14 protein-coding genes and 1 pseudogene are annotated in these 23,635 nt (G+C 42.5%); 7 read left to right on the forward strand and 8 right to left on the reverse strand.

Annotated elements, in window-relative coordinates:
- Nucleotides 1-105: 105 nt before the first annotated feature.
- Nucleotides 106-666, forward strand: a complete 561-nt coding sequence (locus VB732_RS18850; RefSeq protein ID WP_323232434.1) for a Uma2 family endonuclease — start codon at nucleotides 106-108, stop codon at nucleotides 664-666.
- A 133-nt stretch (nucleotides 667-799) separates the two neighbouring features.
- On the opposite strand, the pseudogene VB732_RS18855 reads toward VB732_RS18850, so the two are convergent.
- A pseudogene (locus tag VB732_RS18855) lies at nucleotides 800-1,063 on the reverse strand (DUF4351 domain-containing protein); the annotation flags it as partial.
- A 954-nt stretch (nucleotides 1,064-2,017) separates the two neighbouring features.
- Here VB732_RS18855 and VB732_RS18860 point away from each other — a divergent pair.
- Together VB732_RS18860 and VB732_RS18865 are read left to right on the forward strand one after the other, a co-directional pair.
- Entirely contained in the window at nucleotides 2,018-5,488 is a 3,471-nt protein-coding gene (locus tag VB732_RS18860; RefSeq protein WP_323232435.1) for an Eco57I restriction-modification methylase domain-containing protein, read from the forward strand.
- Nucleotides 5,489-5,979: 491 nt separating this feature from the next.
- Complete coding sequence (locus VB732_RS18865; protein ID WP_323232436.1) at nucleotides 5,980-6,516, forward strand: GAF domain-containing protein; 537 nt, start codon at nucleotides 5,980-5,982, stop codon at nucleotides 6,514-6,516.
- Between the two features lie 159 nt (nucleotides 6,517-6,675).
- Here VB732_RS18865 and VB732_RS18870 read toward each other — a convergent pair whose 3' ends face one another.
- Nucleotides 6,676-8,007 carry a hypothetical protein gene (locus VB732_RS18870; protein ID WP_323232437.1) on the reverse strand — a complete coding sequence of 444 codons (1,332 nt, stop codon included), beginning with the start codon at nucleotides 8,005-8,007 and terminating at the stop codon, nucleotides 6,676-6,678.
- A 154-nt stretch (nucleotides 8,008-8,161) separates the two neighbouring features.
- On the opposite strand from VB732_RS18870, the gene VB732_RS18875 reads away from it, so the two are divergent.
- Nucleotides 8,162-8,734, forward strand: coding sequence for a Uma2 family endonuclease (locus VB732_RS18875; RefSeq protein ID WP_323232438.1), 573 nt, complete (start codon nucleotides 8,162-8,164; stop codon nucleotides 8,732-8,734).
- Between the two features lie 147 nt (nucleotides 8,735-8,881).
- On the opposite strand, the gene VB732_RS18880 is transcribed toward VB732_RS18875, so the two are convergent.
- The 6 genes from VB732_RS18880 to rpsT all read right to left on the reverse strand — a co-directional run bounded on the left by VB732_RS18880 (nucleotide 8,882) and on the right by rpsT (nucleotide 20,571).
- The gene (locus tag VB732_RS18880) at nucleotides 8,882-12,931 is read right to left on the reverse strand and encodes a DNA-directed RNA polymerase subunit beta'' (RefSeq protein WP_323232439.1); all 4,050 of its coding nucleotides are present in this window, start codon (nucleotides 12,929-12,931) and stop codon (nucleotides 8,882-8,884) included.
- A gap of 146 nt (nucleotides 12,932-13,077) precedes the next feature.
- A complete protein-coding gene (locus VB732_RS18885) occupies nucleotides 13,078-14,955 on the reverse strand; it encodes a DNA-directed RNA polymerase subunit gamma (RefSeq protein WP_323232440.1) in 1,878 nt (625 codons plus the stop codon).
- A 137-nt stretch (nucleotides 14,956-15,092) separates the two neighbouring features.
- Nucleotides 15,093-18,392 (reverse strand): DNA-directed RNA polymerase subunit beta, encoded by a 3,300-nt coding sequence (gene rpoB / locus VB732_RS18890; RefSeq protein WP_323232441.1) that lies wholly within the window; start codon nucleotides 18,390-18,392, stop codon nucleotides 15,093-15,095.
- A gap of 111 nt (nucleotides 18,393-18,503) precedes the next feature.
- Nucleotides 18,504-18,662, reverse strand: coding sequence for a hypothetical protein (locus VB732_RS18895; RefSeq protein ID WP_323232442.1), 159 nt, complete (start codon nucleotides 18,660-18,662; stop codon nucleotides 18,504-18,506).
- A gap of 477 nt (nucleotides 18,663-19,139) precedes the next feature.
- On the reverse strand, nucleotides 19,140-19,925 hold the full coding sequence (locus VB732_RS18900; protein WP_323232464.1) for a TatD family hydrolase: 786 nt from the start codon (nucleotides 19,923-19,925) through the stop codon (nucleotides 19,140-19,142).
- A 346-nt stretch (nucleotides 19,926-20,271) separates the two neighbouring features.
- Nucleotides 20,272-20,571: a 30S ribosomal protein S20 gene (rpsT, locus tag VB732_RS18905; protein WP_323232443.1), complete on the reverse strand. Its 300-nt coding sequence runs from the start codon at nucleotides 20,569-20,571 to the stop codon at nucleotides 20,272-20,274.
- A 713-nt stretch (nucleotides 20,572-21,284) separates the two neighbouring features.
- Between rpsT and hisD the strand changes: the two genes are divergently transcribed.
- The 3 genes from hisD (at nucleotide 21,285) to VB732_RS18920 (ending at nucleotide 23,590) form a co-directional block, all read left to right on the forward strand.
- Nucleotides 21,285-22,586: a histidinol dehydrogenase gene (gene hisD, locus VB732_RS18910; RefSeq protein ID WP_323232444.1), complete on the forward strand. Its 1,302-nt coding sequence runs from the start codon at nucleotides 21,285-21,287 to the stop codon at nucleotides 22,584-22,586.
- A 378-nt stretch (nucleotides 22,587-22,964) separates the two neighbouring features.
- The gene (locus tag VB732_RS18915) at nucleotides 22,965-23,390 is read left to right on the forward strand and encodes a universal stress protein (RefSeq protein WP_323232445.1); all 426 of its coding nucleotides are present in this window, start codon (nucleotides 22,965-22,967) and stop codon (nucleotides 23,388-23,390) included.
- Nucleotides 23,360-23,590, forward strand: a complete 231-nt coding sequence (locus VB732_RS18920) for a hypothetical protein (protein WP_323232446.1) — start codon at nucleotides 23,360-23,362, stop codon at nucleotides 23,588-23,590. Before VB732_RS18915 ends, VB732_RS18920 begins: the two co-directional genes overlap by 31 nt.
- Nucleotides 23,591-23,635: the final 45 nt, after the last annotated feature.

Consider the following 23,635-nt stretch of genomic DNA (forward strand, 5'->3'; position numbering starts at 1 on the left):
GTAGAGACGGCGATTTATCGCGTCTTATTTATCGCGTTTTTATTTTCCACAACACACCCTACAAAGCTTTAAAGATATAATTAAACTATTTTAAGAGTAAATTTTATGGTTATATTATCATCTAATGTTTCTCTAACAGAGTTTCTGCAATTACCAGAAACTAAACCGGCTAGTGAATATATTGATGCAAAAATCTACCAAAAACCAATGCCGCAGGGAAAACATAGCAGAATCCAAACTCGTTTATCAACCGAGATTAATCAGGAAAGCGAGCCTGAGCAAAAAGCTTTAGCATTAACTGAATTACGCTGCACATTTGGAGGACGTTCTTTAGTTCCAGATATTGCTGTATTTGAGTGGTCACGGCTTATCGTTGATGAAGATGGGGAAATTGCCAATAAATTTGAAACTTATCCAGATTGGATAATTGAAATTTTATCACCTGATCAATTTCCTAACCGTGTAATTGATAAAATTATTTTCTGCATTAATCATGGTACAAAATTAGGTTGGTTTATTGACTCTAACGATAAATCGGTGATGGTATTTCAACCTAATAAATTGCCAGAGGTAAAATATAATAATGATAAGTTGACTGTTCTTGATGTATTAACAGATTGGCAAATTACGCCAGCAGATATATTTAGTTGGTTAAAGGTTAAATAGTAAAAAAAATTGTAGGTTGGGGAGCCACTGCGTTGCGCGGGTTTCCCGCGTTGTAGCAAGTGGCGTTGGAGGCTTTGCGTAACCCAACATCCTGATATTTGTTGGGTTGCGCTCCGCTTCACCCAACCTACGTTTAATGCACTATTTGATTTGCTTCCAACCAGTTAAGTAAATCCTGAATGGCTGTAAAATCCAATAAAGCCTCGCCAAGTGCTTCTAATTGCTCTAAAGAAAGAGTTTGAATGCGCCCCCGAACCTCTTGTGGTAACTCTCCTACCCGTTTTTGTAGTAGGCGTAACACGAGGGTTTGTCCTTGTTCTTGTTTTCCTCGCTCGTAACCAATGCGCTCGCCTGTGGTAATGTAGCTCATAGTTCGCTCCTGCTCAAACTGCTTAAAGGATGTTTAAAAAGTCATAATTTATTTGTCTCAAATATTTTTTACCCCACCCTAACCCTCCCCTTGTAAAGGGGAGGGAACAAGATTTTCCGGTTTCCCCCCTTTACAAGGGGGGATTAAGGGGGGTAATAATTCAATTCAAATCACTACATACCACTTTTTAAACATCCTCTAAGGCTTTTGGTAAAATCATAACCCAATCAATAAATCGATAAAAGTCAATGTCTATGGACTTTGCCTTTGTCGCTGCAAAATACTTTTACTCCTCAACCTACGCTTACACCCAATGGCAAGAGACGCGATGAATCGCCGTCTCTACAATAATTAACCCTTTGTAGAGACGGCGATTTATCGCGTCTTTCTTTCTTATATTACGTAAAATACCGAAATGAGAAAGCAAACTGGGGTTTGAATAAGTAAAAGCTCATTTTGCTTACGTAAAACACCAAAATGAGAAAGCAAACTGGGGTTTGAATAAGTAAAAGCTTCTTTTGCTTGCGGAAAACACCAAAATGAGAAAGCAAACTGGGGTTTGAATAAGTAAAAGCTTATTTTACTTGCGGAAAACACCGAAATGAGAAAGCAAACTGGGGCTTGAATAAGTAAAAGCTTCTTTTTAGAAAGCATTTCAGTGTTTTGAGAAAGTAAACAGACCTTTTTATAAAGCAATTAGGCGTTTTGATAAAGTAATCAGCAAATATACTTGGCAATAAAAAATTACGGACGGACAAATAAAGCCGACTTTTAGAGAAATTGATAACTTTTCCGTATAATTTCTCAGCCTAATTAAATGTAAAGGATTTATAAAGTATAAAAAGCATGGTAAAAATTTAACTCCTATAAACAGGGTTTCTTAAAGTCCGCCAGCGCAGACTTAATTTTTAAAGCCACAGATTTATTTTCTGAATGGCAAATTTACCATGCTTGCTTTTTATTTTTCAAGCATGGTAAATTATGTCGCTTAATTTTCAACGAACACGCGATTTACTTTCTAACTTCCAATTTAGTAATTTATTTATAGAAGAATTAGGTTGGTCTAAACCTTCCAGACAAAAACCTGTAACCTTAAAATTTGATAATAAAACCTATCAATACCAAAAAATTGCTGAACTTTCAGGTGTTGCAATCTTTGAAGTCACCGCAGCAGATGGGAACATACCAGAAGCTAAAGTTAGAGTTGTTATTCATCAAGAAGTTACTAAACTAATAGCTGAAAATCTACTCATCTTTGTTACGGAAGAACGCACACGTAGTCTTTGGTATTGGGTAAAAAGAGAAGGAAGTAAAACTTTCGTTCGTGACCATTTATATGTGAAGGGTCAACCAGGAGACTTATTTTTAAGTAAGCTTGGTTCTTTAGTCATTGATATTACTGAATTAGAGCATGGGGAACCGACTGTCGTCGAAATTGCTTATAAACTACAACGTGGTTTTGATGTTGAGCCAGTAACTAAGAAGTTTTACAAAGAATTTCAAGAGCAACACCAGAAGTTTTTGCTGTTTGTGAAAGGAATTGATAATGAGATAGATAGACGTTGGTATACATCGGTAATTCTCAATCGCTTGATGTTTGTTTATTTTCTCCAGCGTAAGGGTTTTATTGATAACAAGGATTTAAATTATCTGCAAAATAAGCTTGAGCAAAGCAAACAAAAAGCTGAAGATCATTTTTATGGTGAATTTCTCAAGGCTTTATTTTTTGAAAGCTTTGCTAAACCTGAAATTGAACGCGATTTATCTGTAAAAGAATTGGTAGGAAAGGTTAAATACCTGAATGGTGGATTATTTCTCAAGCATCATATTGAAGATAAATATCAAATCTCTATAGTTGATGAGGCGTTTGAGCAAGTTCTAGATTTATTTGGGCGTTATTCTTGGAATTTAGATGATACGCCGGAAGGGAAAGATGACGAAATAAATCCTGATGTTTTAGGATATATATTTGAGAAATACATTAATCAAAAGGCTTTTGGAGCCTATTATACTAGACCGCAAATTACAGAATATCTCTGTGATAGAACTATCCACAAGTTAATTGTAGACCGCGTGAATGATGCGCTGTCTGATCAGTATAAACCATTTGGGGATATCAACGAACTTCTCATTAAGCTGGATACAAATGTTTGTCGTCTACTAATGGATGATATTCTTCCTAATTTATCAATTCTTGACCCGGCTTGCGGTTCTGGCGCTTTTCTTGTTGCAGCGATGAAGACGCTAATCCAAGTTTACAGCGCAGTATTCGGGACAATTAAATTGATGGGTGATGACACTCTCAAAAATAAGCTTGAAGATATAGAAAGTTCCCATCCATCAATACCTTATTTTATCAAAAAGCGGATTGTTTCTGATAACCTCTATGGTATAGATATTATGGAGGAAGCAACAGAAATTGCGAAACTACGTCTTTTCTTAGCTTTGGTTTCTTCTGCTAACGATGTGGAAGAGTTAGAGCCTTTGCCTAATATTGATTTTAATATTATGGCGGGTAATTCGCTGATTGGTTTAATTAAAGTAGATGATACTGCTTTTGATGCGGTGGGTAATTCACTACAAGGAAATCTATTACAGTCTTTAGCCGCAGATAATTATAAGAAAATTTTAGAAGAAAAGAATAAATCTGTTGAGTTGTACAAAAAACACGCTTTTTTACCGAAAGCTTTACCCGATACAGATACACCTCAAGATACTCGATTGAAACACCTCCGCAAAAATATTGAACAACTCAATAAAAAATCGCAAGAAAAGTTAAATCTTTTGCTGTTGGATGAGTTTAGTAAGCGTTTGGGTATCAAGTATGAAGAGGTTCAGTTAACTGGAAAATCACAGAAGCGGGTTTTGAAGGTTGAGGATATTGCAGCTTTGAAGCCGTTTCACTGGGGTTATCATTTTGACAAGGTTTTAGAACGCGGTGGTTTTGATGCGATTATTACTAATCCGCCGTGGGAAATATTTAAGCCACAGGCGAAAGAGTTCTTTGCACAGCATAATGATTTGGTGACGAAGAACAAAATGGATATTAAGGATTTTGAGAAAGAACAGAATAAACTATTACAAAACCCAATAATTGCAAGTGCTTGGTTAGAATATCAAAGTCAATATCCTTATGTCAGCGCTTATTATCGTTCATCTGAACAGTATAAAAATCAGATTTCTGTAGTGAATGGTAAAAAAGCAGGTACGGATATTAATCTCTATAAGCTGTTTACAGAACAGTGTTTTAATCTTTTGCGTTCAGGCGGTGAGTGCGGAATTGTAATTCCTAGTGGTATTTACACGGATTTGGGGACTAAGCAATTGCGCGAGATGTTGTTTAGTCAAACTAAAGTGACTGGTTTATTCTGTCTTGAGAATCGTAAGACAATTTTTGAAGAAGTTGATAGTCGTTTTAAATTTGTTGTTCTGACTTTTCTTAAAGGTAGTAGAACAATAGAATTTCCATCTGCTTTTATGCGTTTGGATGTGCAAGAACTTCAAATGTTTCCTAGTGAAGATAGCTTGCAGATTAATGTAGATATGATACGTAAGCTATCGCCTGATTCACTATCTGTAATGGAGTTTAAGAATGAAGTAGATATCCGCATAGCTGAGAAAATGGGTAAGTTCCCTTTACTGAGCGAAAAAATTAAAGATAAATGGAATTTAATTCTTAGTAACGAATTTCACATGACTAATGATAGTCATTTATTCTACCAAGAGTACAAACCAGGAAGGCTACCACTTTTTACAGGAAAGTTGTTTAACCAATTTGAGCAAACAGGAGAAAAGCCTCTTTATTGGATTGATGAAAAAGAAGGTAGAAAAGCTCTTATTGGACGTACTGAAGATAAAGGACAGTTGATGAACTACCAGGGGTATCGCTGGGTGCATCGGCGCATTGCTCGAAATACTGATTCACGAACACTGATTTGTTATATAACGCCAAAAAATGTGTTTACTGAGGTTAACAGTACTACGCTTAAAGTTGTTGAAACTGGAATTTCTAATCAAGAAATGTTGTTTCTTTGTACTATCACCAATAGCTTTACGCTTGATTGGATGATACGCCAAAAGGTAACTACAACCCTTAATATGTTTTACATTTACCAATTACCCGTCCCACGTTTAACAAAAAACGATCGCAACTTTAACGATATTGTACAACGCGCCGCCAAACTCATCTGCACTACACCAGAATTTGACGAACTCGCGCAAGAAGTCGGTCTAGGTTCTCATCAACAAGGCGTTACCGACGAAGCAGAACGCGCCAAACTCCGCGCCGAACTCGATGGAATGGTAGCACATCTCTATGGCTTAACCGAAGATGAATTTAGCTACATCCTCACTACCTTTCCGATTGTGAATGCAACTGTTAAAGAAGCAGCATTAGAAGCTTACCGTAACTTTGTCCCAATGTTTGGAAACTCAGAATTAGTTTCTGCTTAGTTTCTCGTTCTCATACAGAACAAGGAAACGAGGAATACTAACAGCATCACAAATAAGCAGATGGGCGTTAATAAAATAAATATAATATGTTCCGTCATTGCGAGCGGAGCGAAGCAATCCCAGAGACTTTGCGATTGCTTCGCTCCGCTCGCAATGACATTTTGTATTTAATTATGCGTACATACTTATCTGTAACTATGAATACAAACTGACTTGTTACATTACAGTTTGAAGTATATTTATTACCTCAACTTATAGAAAAACAGAACACATTATTTGTAAATATCCAAAATTCTTAACTTTAAATTTATAATGTTAAATTTTCTCTGTGCAGATTATTAAGAATTTATTTTAAATTCACGGAGAGGTTTACTAGTATTCAGTTTCGTTAAAATTAAATTGCTGCTATCAATACAAAAATATATTTAGATAAAGTGTAATAAATTACTATATAAATCCGGCAGCATTTACTTAGTTGTAATTTTAGAACCGTGCAAATTTATCCTCACTCCGAATTTAACCATAGCCGCGATCGCTCTGAACAAGGCTTACAAAATTTGCTCGACCGCCTTGTTAAAACTATGCAGCGCGATGAGTTAGTCCGGCAAACAACCAATCAACTCAGAGAATCGCTTCAGGTTGATCGGGTGGTGTTGTATTATTTTTACAATCAGTGGGAAGGACAAGTGACTTTTGAATCTTTGAGTTCTCAAGAATTTTCAATACTTGGTTCCACTGGCCCAGATGATTGTTTTAACAATGAGTATGCTGCTTTATACTTAGCAGGACGGGTAAAGGCGATCGCTGATATTGAATTAGAGCCAATCGAATCTTGCCACCGAGATTTCCTCCGCAATTTACAGGTTCGTGCCAACCTGGTTGTACCAATTTTAATTCCTAAAGGATTATGGGGATTGCTAGTAGCACATCACTGCCAAGGGCCTCATCATTGGTCGCCATCAGATATGGAAGTAATCCAAGCAGGGGCAAAAATTCTAGCAACAGCCCCTTACATACTAGAAAGTTAAAAAAGGCGTTTAGTTAAAAGGGCGGTTATAAACCGCGTCTACACAGGCAAAACCCACCGACCTTGGTTAGAGGATGTTTGAAAAACTACATCTGGGTAGGGGAAATTCATGAATTGCCCCTACCTGCATTGGTAAGAAGATTAAGAAGTTACATATTTACTAACTTCGTTGAAAACCCTTAGCTGGCTTTTGTTGCCCCTTACCCTTGGGCTTAGATTTGCTAACTTCTCCTAAAGCTTCTTGAAATAAATTATGCAAATGTATGGGTACACTGGCAATGTCTGGTAACTCTGGCTCAATAGGTTTGTGGAATTCTTGCAAAAGTTCATCCAAATCACTTTCAAGGTGAAATGGACGTTGCAAAACTGTTTGCAACACATTTTCTAATTGAGTTGGATACTGTTGTGCTAATCGATGCCAAATAAAAGCATTAATACTTTTATCTTCGAGATAGTAGCGAATTAGTTTTTCCGCCCCTTGAACACTTTGCCAATCCTCTGTTGATAAAATTGTTTGTACCTTACTATATGTTGGTAAAAACATTTGTCCCCAACGAGGATGAGAAAGGGCTGTTACCTGTTCTGCTTTCTTGAGTTCAGCAGGCAAATCAACCTTTGGCATAACCATTTTGCTATTGCCAGCTTTGCTGTTCAACATCTGAGAAACTACGTTAGAATCAGCACCAAATTCTTGGGCTGCTGCTTTGATTTCCTCGTCTCCAATGCCAGCTGCTTCTGCTACTTCCGCTAAAGATTTTGAAGGATCAATTCCTGCTGCTGCAAAGCTTTTTTCAGTAATTATTTCTTGGAATTCTGCTATTTTTTTATTAAGTTGGTATCCAGGTAGAGTGATTTCATCAGTACCAAAAAAGTCCACAAACTGCTGATGATATTTCGTTACTGATTGCCAAGCTTCTTCTAATAAGTCTGGAGCATCGCTGTAAAGATTACTTTTATAGTTTTCTTTGAAATTTCCAATTGCTACAGCCAGTTTTGGTTTGCCTAATTTGCCCATTATTGTGTAGGGGCCAGATAACATCCAGTAGCTATCGGTGACAGGAGAAATACGAGTTAATAAAATTTCTCCTACTTTCAAGCGAGATATCGCTTGTAATGTTTGAGTATTGTTAGGTTTGACAATGTAGCGTTTATCTGTCAACCAGTTCGTCAATTCAAAACCATCATCTAGGATATTACTAATGGCAAATAAGCCAATAAAACTATGATGCCAGCTTTTGATCAGGTTGCGATCGCTCTCTTCTAAATCTGGATGGCTTTCAATAAACAATTCTAATGGTGATTTGTCACCGACTTTGCCGGCTGTTAGAAAGCTATCAATGATTAAGTCCTGCTGTGTACTATCGCCACTTCCACGGCGCATCTGTTCTGCTGCATAAGTTTCCAGTGCTGTTGCCAGTTCACCTTCAGCATCTAAGACAAAATCAACTAAGGCTTGTTTTAATTGGTGCGATCGTTCTAATATGACATCCACAAGTTAATCTCTCGGTGCGACAGATGTAGATTATAGCCTTTGAGAGAATTACAGCATCTAGCAATAGCTAGATTTATGGTGGTGTGTACTTAGCATATTTAGCCGTCAACCTTCTCTTAAACTAGATACAAAGCATCACACAAGGTTATTACAAATGGTTGCAATTTCAAATTCTAGCTATATTTCCCCAGAAGACTATCTCAAAGGAGAAGAAACCAGTCCTATCAAGCATGAATATAGACAGGGACAGGTTTATGCAATGGCAGGAGCAAGTAATGGCCATGTAATTATTTCTCTTAATATTGCTTCAATGCTGAGAAATCATTTGCGTGGGAGTGGTTGTCAAACTTATATCTCAGACACCAAAGCACATATTGAGTCCATTAATATCTATTACTACCCCGATGTGATGGTAAGTTGTGACCAACGAGATAAAGCTTTTAATAACTTTCTGCGTTATCCCAGCTTAATTGTAGAAGTGCTATCTCCGACAACAGAAGCCTTTGACCGAGGTGATAAATTTGCTGACTACCGACAGATAGAGTCACTTCAGGAATATGTACTTGTGAGTCAAACTCGCTTAAATGTTGAGTGTTTTCGCCGCAACTCAGAGAAACAATGGGTACTTTATCCCTATGGAAAAGAAGATATCCTTCATATAGCAAGCGTAGATTTTCGGTGTGCTGTTGCAGATTTATATGAGGATGTTACTTTTGAATCACCGTAATTGACGGATTATATAGATTAAAAGCAAGAAACCTGAATCTTGAAGGTTAAAAATGTGTTTTTATAAAGCAAAATAAAAAGGCAAAAGAAAATATTCTTTTGCCTTTTCAGTTTTTATCTTTTAATCAAGACGCGAGATTTCAAGTCTTTATTCGTCGTCGAAATCATCATCGTCGTCTTCTTCTTCTTCCTCGAAATCGTCGTCATCTACTACTTCATCGGCGATTAATTCGTCTTCTTCATCTAGAATTGACCTTTCTGCACGTCTGCTACCAAAACCAGATTCACCAAGAGTCGGAGAATCTAAATTATAGGCGCGGGCTGTACGGTCATCTAATACCATATCCAGGGGATCGTCAACTTCATCTAAGACACTACTGCTAATTTCAGCAGCATAATCTTCGATCGCACCGGGTTCTTCATAAGTGTTGTACCCAGTACCAGCCGGAATCAATCGCCCGATAATCACGTTTTCCTTCAATCCACGCAGCCAGTCAGATTTACCTTCAATAGCTGCTTCGGTAAGTACCCGTGTTGTCTCTTGGAATGATGCGGCGGAGATAAAGCTGTCGGTGTTCAACGATGCTTTGGTGATCCCCAACAATACTGGGGTATACTGTGCCCTTGCACCGCCTGTAATTGCCATAGCTTCGTTCACCTGCTCAACTTGGCGCAGTTCAACCAATTCGCCAGGAAGCATGGTAGTGTCACCGCCATCATCAATCCTGACTTTGTTGGTCATCTGGCGAACAATCACTTCAATGTGCTTATCGGAAATATCAATCCCTTGAGACTGATACACCATTTGCACTTCATTCACCAAGAATGTCTGTACCTTCTGCAAAGCGATGCTGGCACAAGCATAGATTCCGTCTTCAGAACCCAGGCTAAAGAAGATTTCTAAAATTTCGTGGGGATTGGATGGGCCATCAGTCAACGGTTGTCCCGCTACTACAATTGAGCCATCTGGAACAATCAAGTTTTGTCCAGGGCCTAGATTATAATCTGCGACCACGCCATTTGATTCTATGACCTTAATGGAGATCGCTTCATCACCACTTTCAGCGTAAACTACCTTAACTTCTCCGCCCCGCCGACATAAAATGCAGGCTTCTTTCGGTTTACGAGCTTCAAGTAGTTCCTCAATCCGAGGCAAACCTTGAATGATATCTCCGGTTTTGGCGCGTTCAAACACCAGCAACACCAAGTTATCACCCCGTTGTACCAAATCGCCGTCTTCTATCTGCAACACAGCACCAGGGCTGACTCGATAAGGACGACCAATGCGGGTAGTAATAACGTAGTTTTTAGTACTCAGAGCTGATTCCCCACCAGATGCAGCAGCAGCATTTTTAATATCTACCACTTGCCCTGATTCTGGGGCAAAAACTCCCGGAGCAACTTCTGTACCTTCTACTAGCAAGTCACCCACTTTCACTTTTGGCTGAGTACTAGTATTAATGGTAAGCCTGTCAGCGTCACGCAACACTAAGCAGCGACGCACGTTTTCGGTTCCTTTGCGGACACCCCGCACTTCCCCACCTTCTTTACACAAGATTTGGGTACGTGCGACTACAGAACCTGGGGCGATGGTTAACCCATCGTGTACCTCAAGTGTGGTCTGGGTGCTACCTTGGGTGGCATCGGCGGTAATGTCTCGACGAATTACCAAAGATTCCAAAATTACCAGTTGTAAACGTTGAACTTCTGGGTCTTCAGTATCCTCTACTAATTCAATATCTGCTGCCAGGGGTGAAGCATTATGGTCTTGTTCCCCTTCTTGCTCAATTTCCAGTACTAGCTGGGTTCGCAGCAGTTCTACACCTTCAACAGATTTGACACGTTCTGAATCTTTGTAAGGTAGTCTTTGTACCGCTCTTAATTGAATCGATCGCCCGGTTTGTTGACTTACCGATGTAGTGGATGGCACATCTGGATTATCTGGTACAGCAAACTCCACTACTGGACGGCTCAACAGGGCGGGGCCTTCTGGTGTTTCCACATACTGGATATAACGCAATTCCGTGGCAACATTACCTTGGAATTCTTCACCTGGTTGGATGAAGGTGTTATCTCGCCCGATGACTGATTCTGGATCGTCCACCATCAGCAGTTCCCCTGGCTTCACCACCACTTCCCGCAGGATGTCGTTTTTCTGGGTCACTTCTACCACACCACTGTTTTGGCAGAAGATATCTTTCACGACTTCAGTGCCAGCTTCGACAAACTGACCGTCTTCCACCAACAGTAAGGAGATATCTTTATTAACTTCGTGGCTTTCTTCAGGAATCCACAACAGTGTACCGCCCTGCACGACTTCATAGCCCAGCTTGGCTTTACCTTTTTTCTGGACTTCTACACCAGCAAATTTCAGGAAACCACCAGTGGTTGTGCGATAGCGATCGTCAATTAACTCAGCTACTACTTGACCATTTTGCACTTTTGTGCCTGGTGTAGCGCGGAGGTTAAATACCTGATTGTTGCCAGTAGATACTAAGTAGTTATTACGACCTTGAGAACTTTGGACTGTCACGGTTGCCTGGTCTAAAACCACAGAAGCAGTGATAATCTCAATTTCCCTGGTACTCTTACCTGGGTTAGCTTCGGGCAAGCGCACCACACCGCCGTGCAAACTGGCTAATTTGGTTTCTGCTAAAACTCCATTAGCAGCGATCGCATCACCATTTTTCACCACCAATTCTGCACCAGGCGGCAAGTTGTAAACTTCCCCAGACAAAATCCAAATCAAACCACCGCGTGCGGCTGTGGTTGTGGTGTTGCCTTGACGGTCAGTTTTTTGTTCTGGAACAACTTCGGCAAATTGCACTTCCCCTGCTAAGTCAGAGGCTACGTCTTTAACTGCTTTTTCTGTATTAGTCCGAGTTGTCCGTCCACCAAGGGCAACCTCTGCTAACAGCTGACCTTGTTTTACCTTATTTCCATCAAATACATATAGTGTTGAACCTTGGGTTAGATGAACCTCTTGGTTCTCTGGGGTAACATCACCTACTTTTGTTGGCTCCAAAAGCATGATGCCATTCGCCTCAACATAGAGGGCATCTTCCCCGTGCCGAGTCCGATATGTTCTGGTTTTCAGTTTGCGGGGAAGCTTGACAGTCCCATCAATTTTGGAACGAACTTGTTGTGCCACTTCTCCAGTAAACACCCCACCAGTGTGGAATGTCCGCATGGTTAACTGAGTACCAGGTTCACCGATACTTTGGGCAGCAATAATCCCCACAGCTTCGCCTAAGTCTACCATCTTGGCGTGGGCCAAACTCCAGCCGTAGCAGTGCTGACAGACAGAACGTGCGGCTTCACAAGTTAGTGGCGATCGCACCACAACTTCTCCCACCCCAGATTTTTCAATTTTCTTCGCCAATTCTTCAGGAATTGGTGAATTGCGGGCTGCAATCAATTCTTTTGTTACCGGATGCACCACATCTTCGCCAATTACCCGTCCCATCAAGCGGGTTCCTAAAGGAATCAAGGTTTTGGCACCTTCTGTCATTGGTCGAATGGTAAGACCTCTGGTAGTACCGCAGTCAAATTCCCGAATAATTACATCCTGGGATACGTCTACCAAACGGCGGGTGAGATAACCAGAGTCAGCCGTCCGCAACGCAGTATCCACCAATCCTTTTCTGGCACCGTAAGACGAAATAATGTATTCCGTTACAGTGAGTCCTTCCCGGAAGTTGGTTTTGATCGGTAAATCGATAATTTCCCCTTGAGGATCTGCCATCAGTCCCCGCATTCCCACCAATTGCCGGACTTGAGAGATGTTACCCCGTGCCCCGGAGAATGCCATCATGTATACGGAGTTGAGAGGATTAGTCTTTTTGAAGTGAACGACTACTTCATCTTTCAAGGCTTCACTGGTACCATTCCAAGTATCGATTACCTTTTGGAAGCGTTCTACTTCAGTAATTTCTCCCCGTTGATAACGGGTTTCAGTAGCGCGAATTTCTTCCTCGGCTGCGTCTAAGAGCAATCGTTTAGTTGGTGGTATCATCAAGTCATCTACACTGATGGAAACCCCTGCTTTGGTAGCGTAGCGAAATCCCAAATCTTTCAGTTTATCCGCCATCACTGCGGTTCGCGCCGTACCATAATGAGTAAAGGCCCAAGAAATTAAATTTCTCAGTTGACCCTTATCAACCACCCGATTGCGAAAAATCATTTTTTCGTTAGTCATTAGTCATTAGTCCTGAGTCATTAATAATTAATAATTCGTAATACTCGCCAGAGGCGAGAAGCAAGCTACATAATTCGTAGTTCGTAATTAATTCTTCAATTACGAACTACGTTAGCGAGTCCGCGAGCGTCATTAGAAATTACGAATTAACTAGCCAGTGCTTCCTGAATGGCGTTATTGTAGATAACTCGACCAGGCGTTGTGTATATATACTGGGAAAGTACATTACCCTTAGCGTCTTGTCTGACTCGGCGGAACTTATAGAGTAATGTCCGGCTACCATCCTCGTTTTCCGTCACTTTCACAGGTTCCGTATCCGCTTGGTCTGATTCTATTTCACCGTCAAACCGCACGTAAATATAGGCGTGCAAGTCAACTTGCTCTTGCTGGAAAGCCATAATTACATCCTCTAGCGAAGAAAAGTACTTTCCTGCGCCTTTTGTCGCACCAGGATTTTCTGCTGTTAAGTAATAGGCTCCCAACACCATATCTTGGCTGGGTGTGATGATGGGTTTACCGGTGGCTGGTGACAAAATATTGTTAGAGGCCAACATTAACAACCGCGCCTCAGCCTGACTTTCTAATGACAGAGGTACGTGTACCGCCATTTGATCCCCGTCAAAGTCGGCGTTAAATGCTGGACACACCAGAGGATGCAGTTGAATTGCTCTACCTTCTACCAAAATCGGTTCAAAAGACTGAATACCTAAGCGGTGCAATGTTGGTGCCCGGTTTAGCATTACAGGGTGTCCTTCAATCACCTCTTCCAGCACATCCCAAACACTAGGATCGTTACGTGATATCAGCTTTTTCGCAGCTTTGATGTTATTTACCATCCCACTACGAATCAGGCGGTTAATCACAAATGGTTGAAATAGCTCAATTGCCATTTCTCTAGGCAAACCGCACTGGTGAATTTTCAGCTTTGGCCCGACCACAATGACAGAACGTCCAGAGTAGTCAACCCGTTTACCTAACAAGTTTTGTCGGAAACGTCCTTGCTTACCCTCAATAATGTCGGACAAAGATTTTAGGGGTCGATTATTTGCCCCTACCACAGTGCGTCCCCGACGACCATTATCAATCAAAGCATCCACTGCTTCTTGCAGCATCCGCTTTTCGTTCCGCACAATAATCTCTGGTGCCAAAATTTCTTGCAAGCGTGCCAAACGATTGTTGCGGTTAATTACCCGCCGATACAAATCATTCAAATCGCTGGTGGCAAAGCGTCCGCCATCTAGCTGCACCATTGGGCGCAAGTCGGGGGGAATTACGGGAATAACTGCCATTACCATCCACTCTGGTTTGGAACCAGTAGCGATGAAGTTGTCAATTACCCGTAGTCGCTTAATTAGCTTGGCTCTCTTTTGTCCCTTAGCATTGCCAATTTCTTCGCGTAGGCTTTCGGCTTCTTGTTCTAAATTGATATCGGCAAGCAAACGCAACAGCGCTTCAGCACCAATACCTACCTCTACGCCTTGCAGCACAGAATCTTCGCTATAAATTTGGTCTTCTATTTCCAACCACTGGTCTTCACTCAGCAGTTGTTTGTAACTTAAAGTTTCGGCATTACCAGCACTCAGGACAACATAAGAGTTGAAATAGACAATCTGCTCGACATCCCGCAATGGCATATCTAACAGGATGGAAATATAGCTAGGAATGCCTTTGAGATACCAAACGTGAGCTACTGGTGCAGCGAGTTTAATATAGCCCATGCGGTGGCGACGCACCCGTGACTCGGTGACTTCTACCCCACATCGCTCACAGACAATACCTCTATGACGAACTCTCTTATACTTGCCACAATGGCATTCCCAATCTTTCGCTGGGCCAAAGATGCGCTCACAAAATAAGCCATCCATTTCTGGCTTGAGAGTTCGGTAATTAATCGTTTCTGGCTTGGTAACTTCACCGACTACTTGACCATTAGGCAATGTTCTTTCGCCCCACTGCCGAATGCGTTCGGGGGAAGCCAAGCCGATTTTTACGTAGTCAAACTGATTAGTTTGGGCAGGTCTCATACTTAAGTGCTGAGTTTCGAGTTATGAGTTTTGAGTATATTTAGTTTTAAGGTTTGAATTAAGAGATATCCAAGTGCTAAATGCCAATTACTGAGTTTTTTAATACTCAGCACTCAGCACTCAGCACTCAGCACTCCTTATTCGTCATCTTCCAGCGATTCGCGGGAAAGAGATTCATAGGTGGGTCGAGGAGGTGTCCGACGGGCTGATTGGTCTGCCATCAAATCGACTTCCACATCTAGGGAACTGCCGTCTGCTTGAGTTTCTACCTTATGTACGGCAATGTCCAACCCCAATGATTGCAACTCGCGCATTAACACCTTAAAGGACTCTGGGGTTCCAGGTCGAGGAATTGCCTTACCTTTAACGATCGCATTTAACGCTTCATTCCGTCCTTGCATATCGTCAGATTTAACTGTGAGCAATTCCTGTAAGGTGTAAGCTGCACCAAAGGCTTCCAATGCCCACACTTCCATTTCTCCAAACCGTTGACCACCTTGTTGTGCTTTACCACCCAAGGGTTGCTGAGTCACCAGTGAGTATGGGCCTGTGGAACGGGCGTGGATCTTATCATCCACCAAATGCACCAGTTTCAGCATGTAAGCCACACCGATGGTAATTGCTCGGTCAAAGGGTTCGCCTGTACGACCGTCATACACCATGATTTTGCCTGGGTTATCTGGGTTATATACCCAGTCTTTCCCTGTTTCGTCCCGTGCTTCTTGCAATTTGCCATGCACGATTCGGCGAGATGTCTCTTCACCGTACATTTCATCAAAAGGAGTAATCTTAAATCGCACTCCCAAGGTTTGACCAGCCCAACCCAAGAGGCATTCAAATACTTGTCCGACGTTCATCCGACTGGGTACACCCAAGGGGTTAAGTACAATGTCCACTGGTGAACCATCGGGCAAATAAGGCATATCTTCTGCTGGTAATATTCGAGAAATAATCCCTTTATTACCGTGCCGTCCTGCCATTTTGTCGCCAACTTGGATTTTGCGTTTTTGGGCAACGTACACCCGGACTACCATATTGGCTCCTGGTGGTAGTTCATCCCCTTGTTCACGAGTAAACAAGCGCACATCAACTACGCGACCTTTTTCACCGTTCGGTACTCGCAGGGAATTGTCCCGCACATCTCGCGCTTTTTCACCGAAAATTGCCCGCAACAGCTTTTCTTCTGGTGGTTGGTCAGATTCACCTTTGGGTGTTACCTTACCCACCAAGATATCTCCAGCTTCTACCCATGCCCCTATACGAATGATTCCTTGTTCATCCAACTGACGCAAGGCATCTTCCCCGACGTTGGGAATTTCTCTGGTGATTTCTTCTGGCCCTAGTTTGGTTTGTCTCGCTTCAATTTCATATTTTTCAATGTGAATTGACGTGTAAACATCGTCCTGCACCAATCTTTCAGAGATTAAAATCGCATCTTCGTAGTTGTAGCCTTCCCAAGGCATGTAGGCAACGACGATATTTTGTCCTAGCGCCAATTCACCGCCTTCGGTGGAGGAGCCATCAGCCAGCACTTGACCAGCAACGACACGTTCACCAATACGGACAAGAGGTTTCTGATTTAAACAGGTGTCTTGGTTTGAGCGTTGGTATTTGGAAAGGGTGTATCTAATTTCGGAGGTGTTAGCTTTGGGACGGACGCGAATTTCTGTAGCATCCACATAAGTCACATCGCCATCTGTACGCGATACAATTACCATCCCGGAGTCTCTTGCTCCTTGTGCTTCCAAACCAGTACCCACCAAAGGACGTTCTGGCTTCAGTAGCGGTACTGCTTGCCGTTGCATGTTTGATCCCATCAGCGCTCGGTTAGCGTCATCATGCTCCAAGAAGGGAATCATGCTGGTCGCTACCGACACAATCTGTACAGGAGATACTGCTACATAGTCAACCTGTTCTGGCGTTGTGGTGGAAAATTCTTGCCGATAGCGCACTGGCACTTGTGGCCCAATAATATGCCCAGTTTCATCTACAGGAATATCCCCAGGAGCAACCCGTAGATCGTCTTCTTCGTCGGCTGTCATGTAGGCTGGAGGCAGATCAAATCTGACTCGCCCATTTTCCACAGGTCTAAATGGTGTTTCTAAGAATCCGTACAGGTTAACCCGTGCATGGGTTGCCAAGGAACCAATCAATCCGGCGTTGGGGCCTTCTGGTGTCTCAATGGGGCAAATGCGTCCATAGTGACTAGGGTGAATATCCCGCACGGCAAATCCAGCGCGTTCGCGGGTTAAACCACCAGGGCCAAGGGCGCTTAGACGACGTTTGTGGGTCAGTTCTGCCAGAGGATTGGTTTGATCCATGAACTGACTTAATTGGCTGGAACCAAAGAATTCTTTAATTGCTGCTACCAATGGTTTGGGGTTTACCAAGGAAGCGGGGGTTAGAACTTCGGCATCAGATACGGTCATCCGTTCCCGAATGATTCTTTCTAAACGGTTTAAGCCCACCCGCACTTGGTTTTGCAGCAATTCCCCGACGCTTCTCACCCGACGGTTGCCTAAGTGGTCAATGTCATCGATATTACCGATGTCATATTCTAGGTTGATTAGGTAATCTACGGCTGCCAAGATATCGCCAGGAGTCAACACCCGCATTGTGTCTGGGACTGAAAGGCGCAATTTCTTGTTGAGTTTGTACCGTCCAACGCGACCAAGGTCATAACGTTTCGGGTCAAAGAATCGGGAGTCTAAGAGTTGTTGTCCACCTAAGACTGTGGGGGGTTCACCAGGACGCAGTTTCCGATATAACTCCATCAGGGCTTCTTCTTCAGAAAACTGCCCTTCTTTTTCGATGGTTTTTTGGAAATACTCTGGATGGCGTAAAGCATCAAAGATTTCGTTGTCTGATAAGCCTAAAGCTTTTAGGAGTACCTGCGCTGACAGTTTGCGGGTTTTGTCGATACGTACCCACACCAAATCGTTACGGTCTGTTTCAAATTTCAGCCATGCTCCCCGGTTGGGAATTAAGCTAGCTGAATAAGTACGTCGCCCGTTTTTGTCGATTTCTGATTTGTAATAAACCCCTGGCGATCGCACGATTTGGTTGACAATTACCCGCTCGGCCCCGTTAATAATAAACGTGCCGCGATCGGTCATCAAAGGCAAATCTCCAATAAATACCTCTTGCTCTTTGATTTCCCCGGTTTCTTTATTAATCAGGCGTGTAGGGACATACATTTGGACGGCATAAGTACTGTCCCGCCGTTTTGCTTCTTCGACGCTGTACTTTGGCTCTTTGAGTTTGTAGTTATGACCCAAAAAGTGCAATTCTAATTTGCCCGTATAATCTGTAATAGGACTAAAGGAGTTTAGTTCTTCTATCAGCCCTTCTTCCAAAAACCAGCGAAAGCTAGCTCGCTGAATTTCGATCAAGTCGGGCAACAGAAAGGCGGGTTCCATATATGTTTCTTTAGTCATGCCTCTTCCTTTGTCAACCTGGTAAAATTTTCCCTTGGACACTGCTATTTGACGCTTCCCACTGCTAGTCAGTGTCCTTAGTTGTTTGGGAACTTATGACACACTTGCTATTTACAGGTGTGGGCAGCAGCCATTAAAGCTGGAATGAGCAATTTGGACAAGGGCATAATTACCCTTAATCGGGTACTTAGACAACAAAAACCCACTATAGTCTTGATCTAAGAAGAATATACAGTTGAGATATTCCTGAGTTTTATCTACGTTCTTCATTTCCCCTCCAAAAAGCGCGTTAATTTGCTGACGCAGCTCTAGCCGATGTGTTTTTTTTTAATCCACACGCCTATTTATACTCTCAGTGATATTTTAGATATCCTAAGACTGAGGGAACGATCCGCACCTTGTCGGTTTTGAATCAGAATCACTTCGTTTTGCTGGATTGTACTCACAAGGCAATTTCGTTTAAGGATTTTGTATAGGTTAAATACACACCAAGCCGATGTTGTGCAAAAGCCTAGCTCAACCTGGTTTGGCACGGTTAGTCATGTGTGGAGAGCATCCGCTTGTAGAGATTTGGAGGATGGCCAAGCCGATAACATCACGGAAAATTAGGCTCAGAAATTTTAGGTTCCTTCCTTTATCATTATGGCGCAAGCAAAATGTTTTTGAGGGAATAATATTACCATATTTTCCCTTTCTAGAGTTTTATTTTTTTTAGCACAACCGAATAAAAGAGAATTATTGCCTACTTTATATTAACAGACCGAATAGTTCACAGGCATTTTGAGTGGTTTGATGGGCGATCGCTTCTACCGTTTCTTGACGCAGTTTAGCTACTTGCTCGGCTACATAAAGTACGTAGGCAGGCTCGTTACGCCTCTCACCCCGTTTCGGAACTGGGGCAAGAAATGGGCAGTCTGTTTCAATTAGTAGACGATCGCTACTCACCATCGCTGCTGAGGACTGGATCGCTTTGGCGTTTTTGAACGTTACCGTCCCGCTAAAGCTGATGTAGAAGCCTAAATCAAGAAACCATTGAGTTTCTTCTGGCGTTCCTCCCCAGCAATGCATCACACCCCGCACTCTTTCTCCCTTACGTTCGCGCCATTTTTGCAACACTTCTCTGGTTGCTTCAGCAGCATCGCGGCAGTGGATAATTACTGGTAAGTTAAGTTCAGATGCGATCGCTAACTGCGACTCAAATACCATCAGCTGATGCTCATAGTTATCAGCTTTGTAAAAATCCAGACCCATTTCCCCAATTGCTACTACATTGGAGTCAGAACTCGCCAAAGTTTTGATTTTCTCGGCTGTCTCGTTATTCCATTTATCAGTATCTAAAGGATGTAACCCTACGGCAAAGCTGATTTCAGGAAACTCGTGCGCTATAGACTGAATGCTAGAAAACTCATCAGGGTGAACACAGGAATGTACTAAACGTACTACTCCTGCTTTTTGCCACCGCGATCGCACTGTTGCTAAATCTGGCTGAAAGCTATCAAAATTGAGGTGAACGTGCGTATCTACCAGTTGCATTCTTTGTTCTTTGTCGTTAGTCATAGAATTGTTAGTTAGCTTTCGATCGCAACTAAGGACAAATGACCATCTAGGTGAATCTTTCTCCTGTGCTAACCGCTACGCGATCGCCAAAAGATCAAAAGGGAAAGCACCCCACCACTTGATTTTAATTGGCAAAACCAGTTGCTGATGGAGCAGCCCTGCCGTAATTCGGTTAAAAAGAATAGAGCAAGGGTGTGGAAACAAGCCCTCTAGACTACACTATTTGGACGAGCAACTGGCGTTTTACGCCAATTACTACAACTTTAAGAAAGTTCGTAACTCAGTGGTTAACTGAGTTGGAAAGCACCGCCTCACCAATGACTTATTCAGAAACTGTTTGAGTTAAGGGCTTTAGTTTATGAGCCAATCTCGACTTTTTCCTTGCCCCATTATTGGGGTGAAGGACACCCCGTTTAACTGCTTTATCGATTTTGCCGTAAGCTTCGGATAACCGAGCCTCTGCTTCTTGTTGTAATTCTGGGGTAGGATTAGCTGCATAGACAGCTACAGCATTAGAGTATTTCTTCATCAGCGTCTTGACTGCTGATTTGTAAGCTTTGTTACGCAGTCGGTTACGTTCTGCGATTTGGGCACGCTTGAGAGCAGACTTTGTATTGGCCACAGTCAATTCCAAAAATACTATTAATATGTACACACACTACTAGACTTACTAATATAGCATCCAAATTGCCAATGTTATAATTTCCTAAAAAAATTATCCTATTGGACAATAATTTTTCTCCTGCTTCCTAATCTCTCCAGTCCCTAATTCAGTGTGTCGTCAATTTAGGAAATGCGTTAAAATAAACGATATCAAATACAACTGTTACCCTAACTCATCGCCACCTGATAAAGCGGTGTAACTGCCAATGTAATCTGTCTCAATAGGATGTATTGTCGGAGGCAAAAAACTGTAAACAGCTAAATTTCAGGGGTTTCAAAGTATAAAAACGATATAATATCGTGCATGTACAGACATTAAACTATTGAGAAGTTAGGAAAATAAGTAAAAATTATACTCAGACCCTACCTTTATAAATCTGGGGGATCGGATGTGCAAACACATCACCAGCACCCGGCAAGGAGTAAGGGTAAGGGCGTAAAGGTAGTAGGAAATGGCACATCCACTTTCTGCCGCTAGCCTGTTAAGGGTTGTCGGACTGAGCAATTAAGTTGCCTCCTCAAGGAAACCATCTGCTGGCAACCTTGAGAGTATCAAAAAAATCCAGGTTAAGCTAGAGAAGAGAATTAGAGTCAGCTTGCACACCCCAGTGGGTCAAGAGCAATACTAAATCTCAGGTGTGAATATTATAATTTTGGCATTGTCCTTACTCCATGCTGCGAATCATTACTCAGCAGGCAGACGTTACAGCAGAACTGCAACGAATCTGCGATCGCACCCATGACGAACAGGTGCTTCACAAAGAAGCAACGGTACGCGAAGTTTTGCAGGCAGTAAAGCGCCAAGGCGACAAAGCTGTATTGCATTACACAGCCGAATTTGACAAACAAACCCTGAAAGCAGAAGAACTTCGAGTTACAGGCTCGGAACTAGATGCAGCCTATCAGCAGGTGTCAAAGGAGTTGTTGGGCGCAGTTCGGCTAGCTTGCCGCCAAATTGAAGCTTTTCATCGTCAGCGAGTACCAAAAAGCTGGGTACACTTTGGCGACGATGAAGTAGTGCTGGGCAAACGCTACACCCCTGTGGATCGAGCAGGGTTGTATGTACCTGGTGGTCGAGCCGCCTATCCCAGTACAGTGCTGATGAATGCAATTCCGGCTCGTGTTGCTGCTGTACCCCATATAGTGATGGTGACACCGCCAGGCCCAGGGGGTGTAATTAATCCAGCAGTCTTGGTAGCTGCCCAAGAAGCAGGAGTGCAAGAAATTTATCGCATTGGGGGCGCACAAGCGATCGCTGCTTTAGCTTATGGCACAGAAACGATTCCGAAAGTGAACGTCATTACTGGGCCTGGTAACATTTATGTCACCCTAGCGAAAAAACTTGTCTATGGAACCGTTGGCATTGATTCTTTGGCAGGCCCTAGCGAAGTGCTGGTGATTGCCGATGAAACTGCAAATCCGGTGCATGTAGCTGCTGATTTACTAGCCCAAGCCGAACACGATCCAATGGCAGCAGCAATTTTGCTGACGACAGATGCGGCTTTGGCGAAAAACGTGCAATTAGCCTTGGAAAGACAGCTAGTGGATCATCCACGGCGAATAGATACAGAAAAAGCGATCGCTCATTATGGCTTAATTGTCCTTGTGGAATCGCTCCAAGCAGCAGCAGAACTCTCAAATGAATTTGCCCCCGAACACCTGGAATTAGAAGTTAAAGACCCTTGGGCGCTCTTACCGCAGATTCGCCACGCTGGGGCAATCTTTTTGGGTTACTCCACACCAGAAGCTGTAGGTGACTATTTGGCAGGCCCTAACCACACCTTGCCGACTTCTGGCGCTGCCCGCTATGCCTCGGCATTAGGGGTTGAAACCTTCCTCAAACACTCCAGTATTATTCAATACTCCCAAACCGCACTGCAAAATGTGGCTGGTGCTATTGATGTGCTAGCAACGGCAGAAGGCTTACCTTCTCATGCTGATTCAGTTCGCCGCCGAGTTCAGCAAGAAGAGTGATTTGGAATGGTTAATTTTTTTAAAGACTGTTGACAAAAGTGATTCCGTAGATAGCAAACAGTTTATTTGCTACCCTGTTTTAAGCCTTTTGGCGGGCATCTACTAGACATTGCCCGCCTATCGTGCTGAGTTCTTAAAGAAGAAGTTATGTTTGTAGTCAGCCAGTAAGCAGTTTCAGACAAGGGTTAGTGTCTCAAAGAACTGGCGAAAATATCTTTTTACAACGCACTAACGTCAAAGTTGGGTGAAACCGATTTATAGTGTAGCCTCGAACTCTATATACTAAACAGGCAGATGGAAAAATAATTTAGTGTCGCTGCTAACAAGTTTTGCTACATACTAATGTAAGGAGTCTACTCTTATTAGGAGACGAGAGCGGTGCTAAAAAATATTTTAGTAGCTCTGGACGGTTCGGAAATTGGAGAACGAGTAATTCAGAGTTTAGATAATTTGGCATTGTCAAAAGATGCCAAAGTTATTCTCTGTCATGTATTTCCCACGCCAGAGTCAGAAATCGAACTACCTGCCGATCGTCCTCAACCAGAGTCACTAACATTTTCTTATTTTCAGCTTGAAAAACAGCTGCAATCCTATCAAGAAAAATTATCAATCACAAGTGAGTTAGAACTGGTAACTGGCGATCCTGCTGAAGAAATTATTCGTCTTGCCAATATTTACAAAGCTGACTTGATCGTAATTGGCAGTCGCGGATTGATGGGGATGAAACGAATTGTCCAGCGTTCTGTTAGCAGTCAAGTTGTGGAAGAGGCTAATTGCTCGGTGTTCGTGGTAAAGCCGAATTAGAATCAGATAAAGGCAAATCAGATGATCGTGCCATGACTACAACCCCAGCAGTTACTAAACGACTTACCTTTGAAGAGTATCTGGCTTATGATGATGGGGAGCATCCCGTTTTGGCAGATCGCCCTCAGACTAGAAGTCTGGGGCTATACAAACAAAACCCGCCTACGCGGGTTTCAGAAAGTCCGCGCAGGCGGACTTAGTTTGTGTAGCCGCGATTTCCAATCGCCCGGTGTTTCTTCCAAAAG

The organism is Nostoc sp. UHCC 0252, from assembly GCF_034931145.1.
Classification (GTDB): domain Bacteria; phylum Cyanobacteriota; class Cyanobacteriia; order Cyanobacteriales; family Nostocaceae; genus Nostoc.

What these genes read in the sequence shown, in the direction of transcription:
- VB732_RS18850 (WP_323232434.1), top strand. Translation starts at nt 106, where the DNA reads ATGGTTATATTATCATCTAATGTTTCTCTAACAGAGTTTCTGCAATTA.
- VB732_RS18860 (WP_323232435.1), top strand. Translation starts at nt 2,018, where the DNA reads ATGTCGCTTAATTTTCAACGAACACGCGATTTACTTTCTAACTTCCAA.
- VB732_RS18875 (WP_323232438.1), top strand. Translation starts at nt 8,162, where the DNA reads ATGGTTGCAATTTCAAATTCTAGCTATATTTCCCCAGAAGACTATCTC.
- VB732_RS18880 (WP_323232439.1), bottom strand. Translation starts at nt 12,931, where the DNA reads ATGACTAACGAAAAAATGATTTTTCGCAATCGGGTGGTTGATAAGGGT.
- VB732_RS18885 (WP_323232440.1), bottom strand. Translation starts at nt 14,955, where the DNA reads ATGAGACCTGCCCAAACTAATCAGTTTGACTACGTAAAAATCGGCTTG.
- rpoB (WP_323232441.1), bottom strand. Translation starts at nt 18,392, where the DNA reads ATGACTAAAGAAACATATATGGAACCCGCCTTTCTGTTGCCCGACTTG.
- VB732_RS18895 (WP_323232442.1), bottom strand. Translation starts at nt 18,662, where the DNA reads ATGAAGAACGTAGATAAAACTCAGGAATATCTCAACTGTATATTCTTC.
- VB732_RS18900 (WP_323232464.1), bottom strand. Translation starts at nt 19,925, where the DNA reads ATGCAACTGGTAGATACGCACGTTCACCTCAATTTTGATAGCTTTCAG.
- hisD (WP_323232444.1), top strand. Translation starts at nt 21,285, where the DNA reads ATGCTGCGAATCATTACTCAGCAGGCAGACGTTACAGCAGAACTGCAA.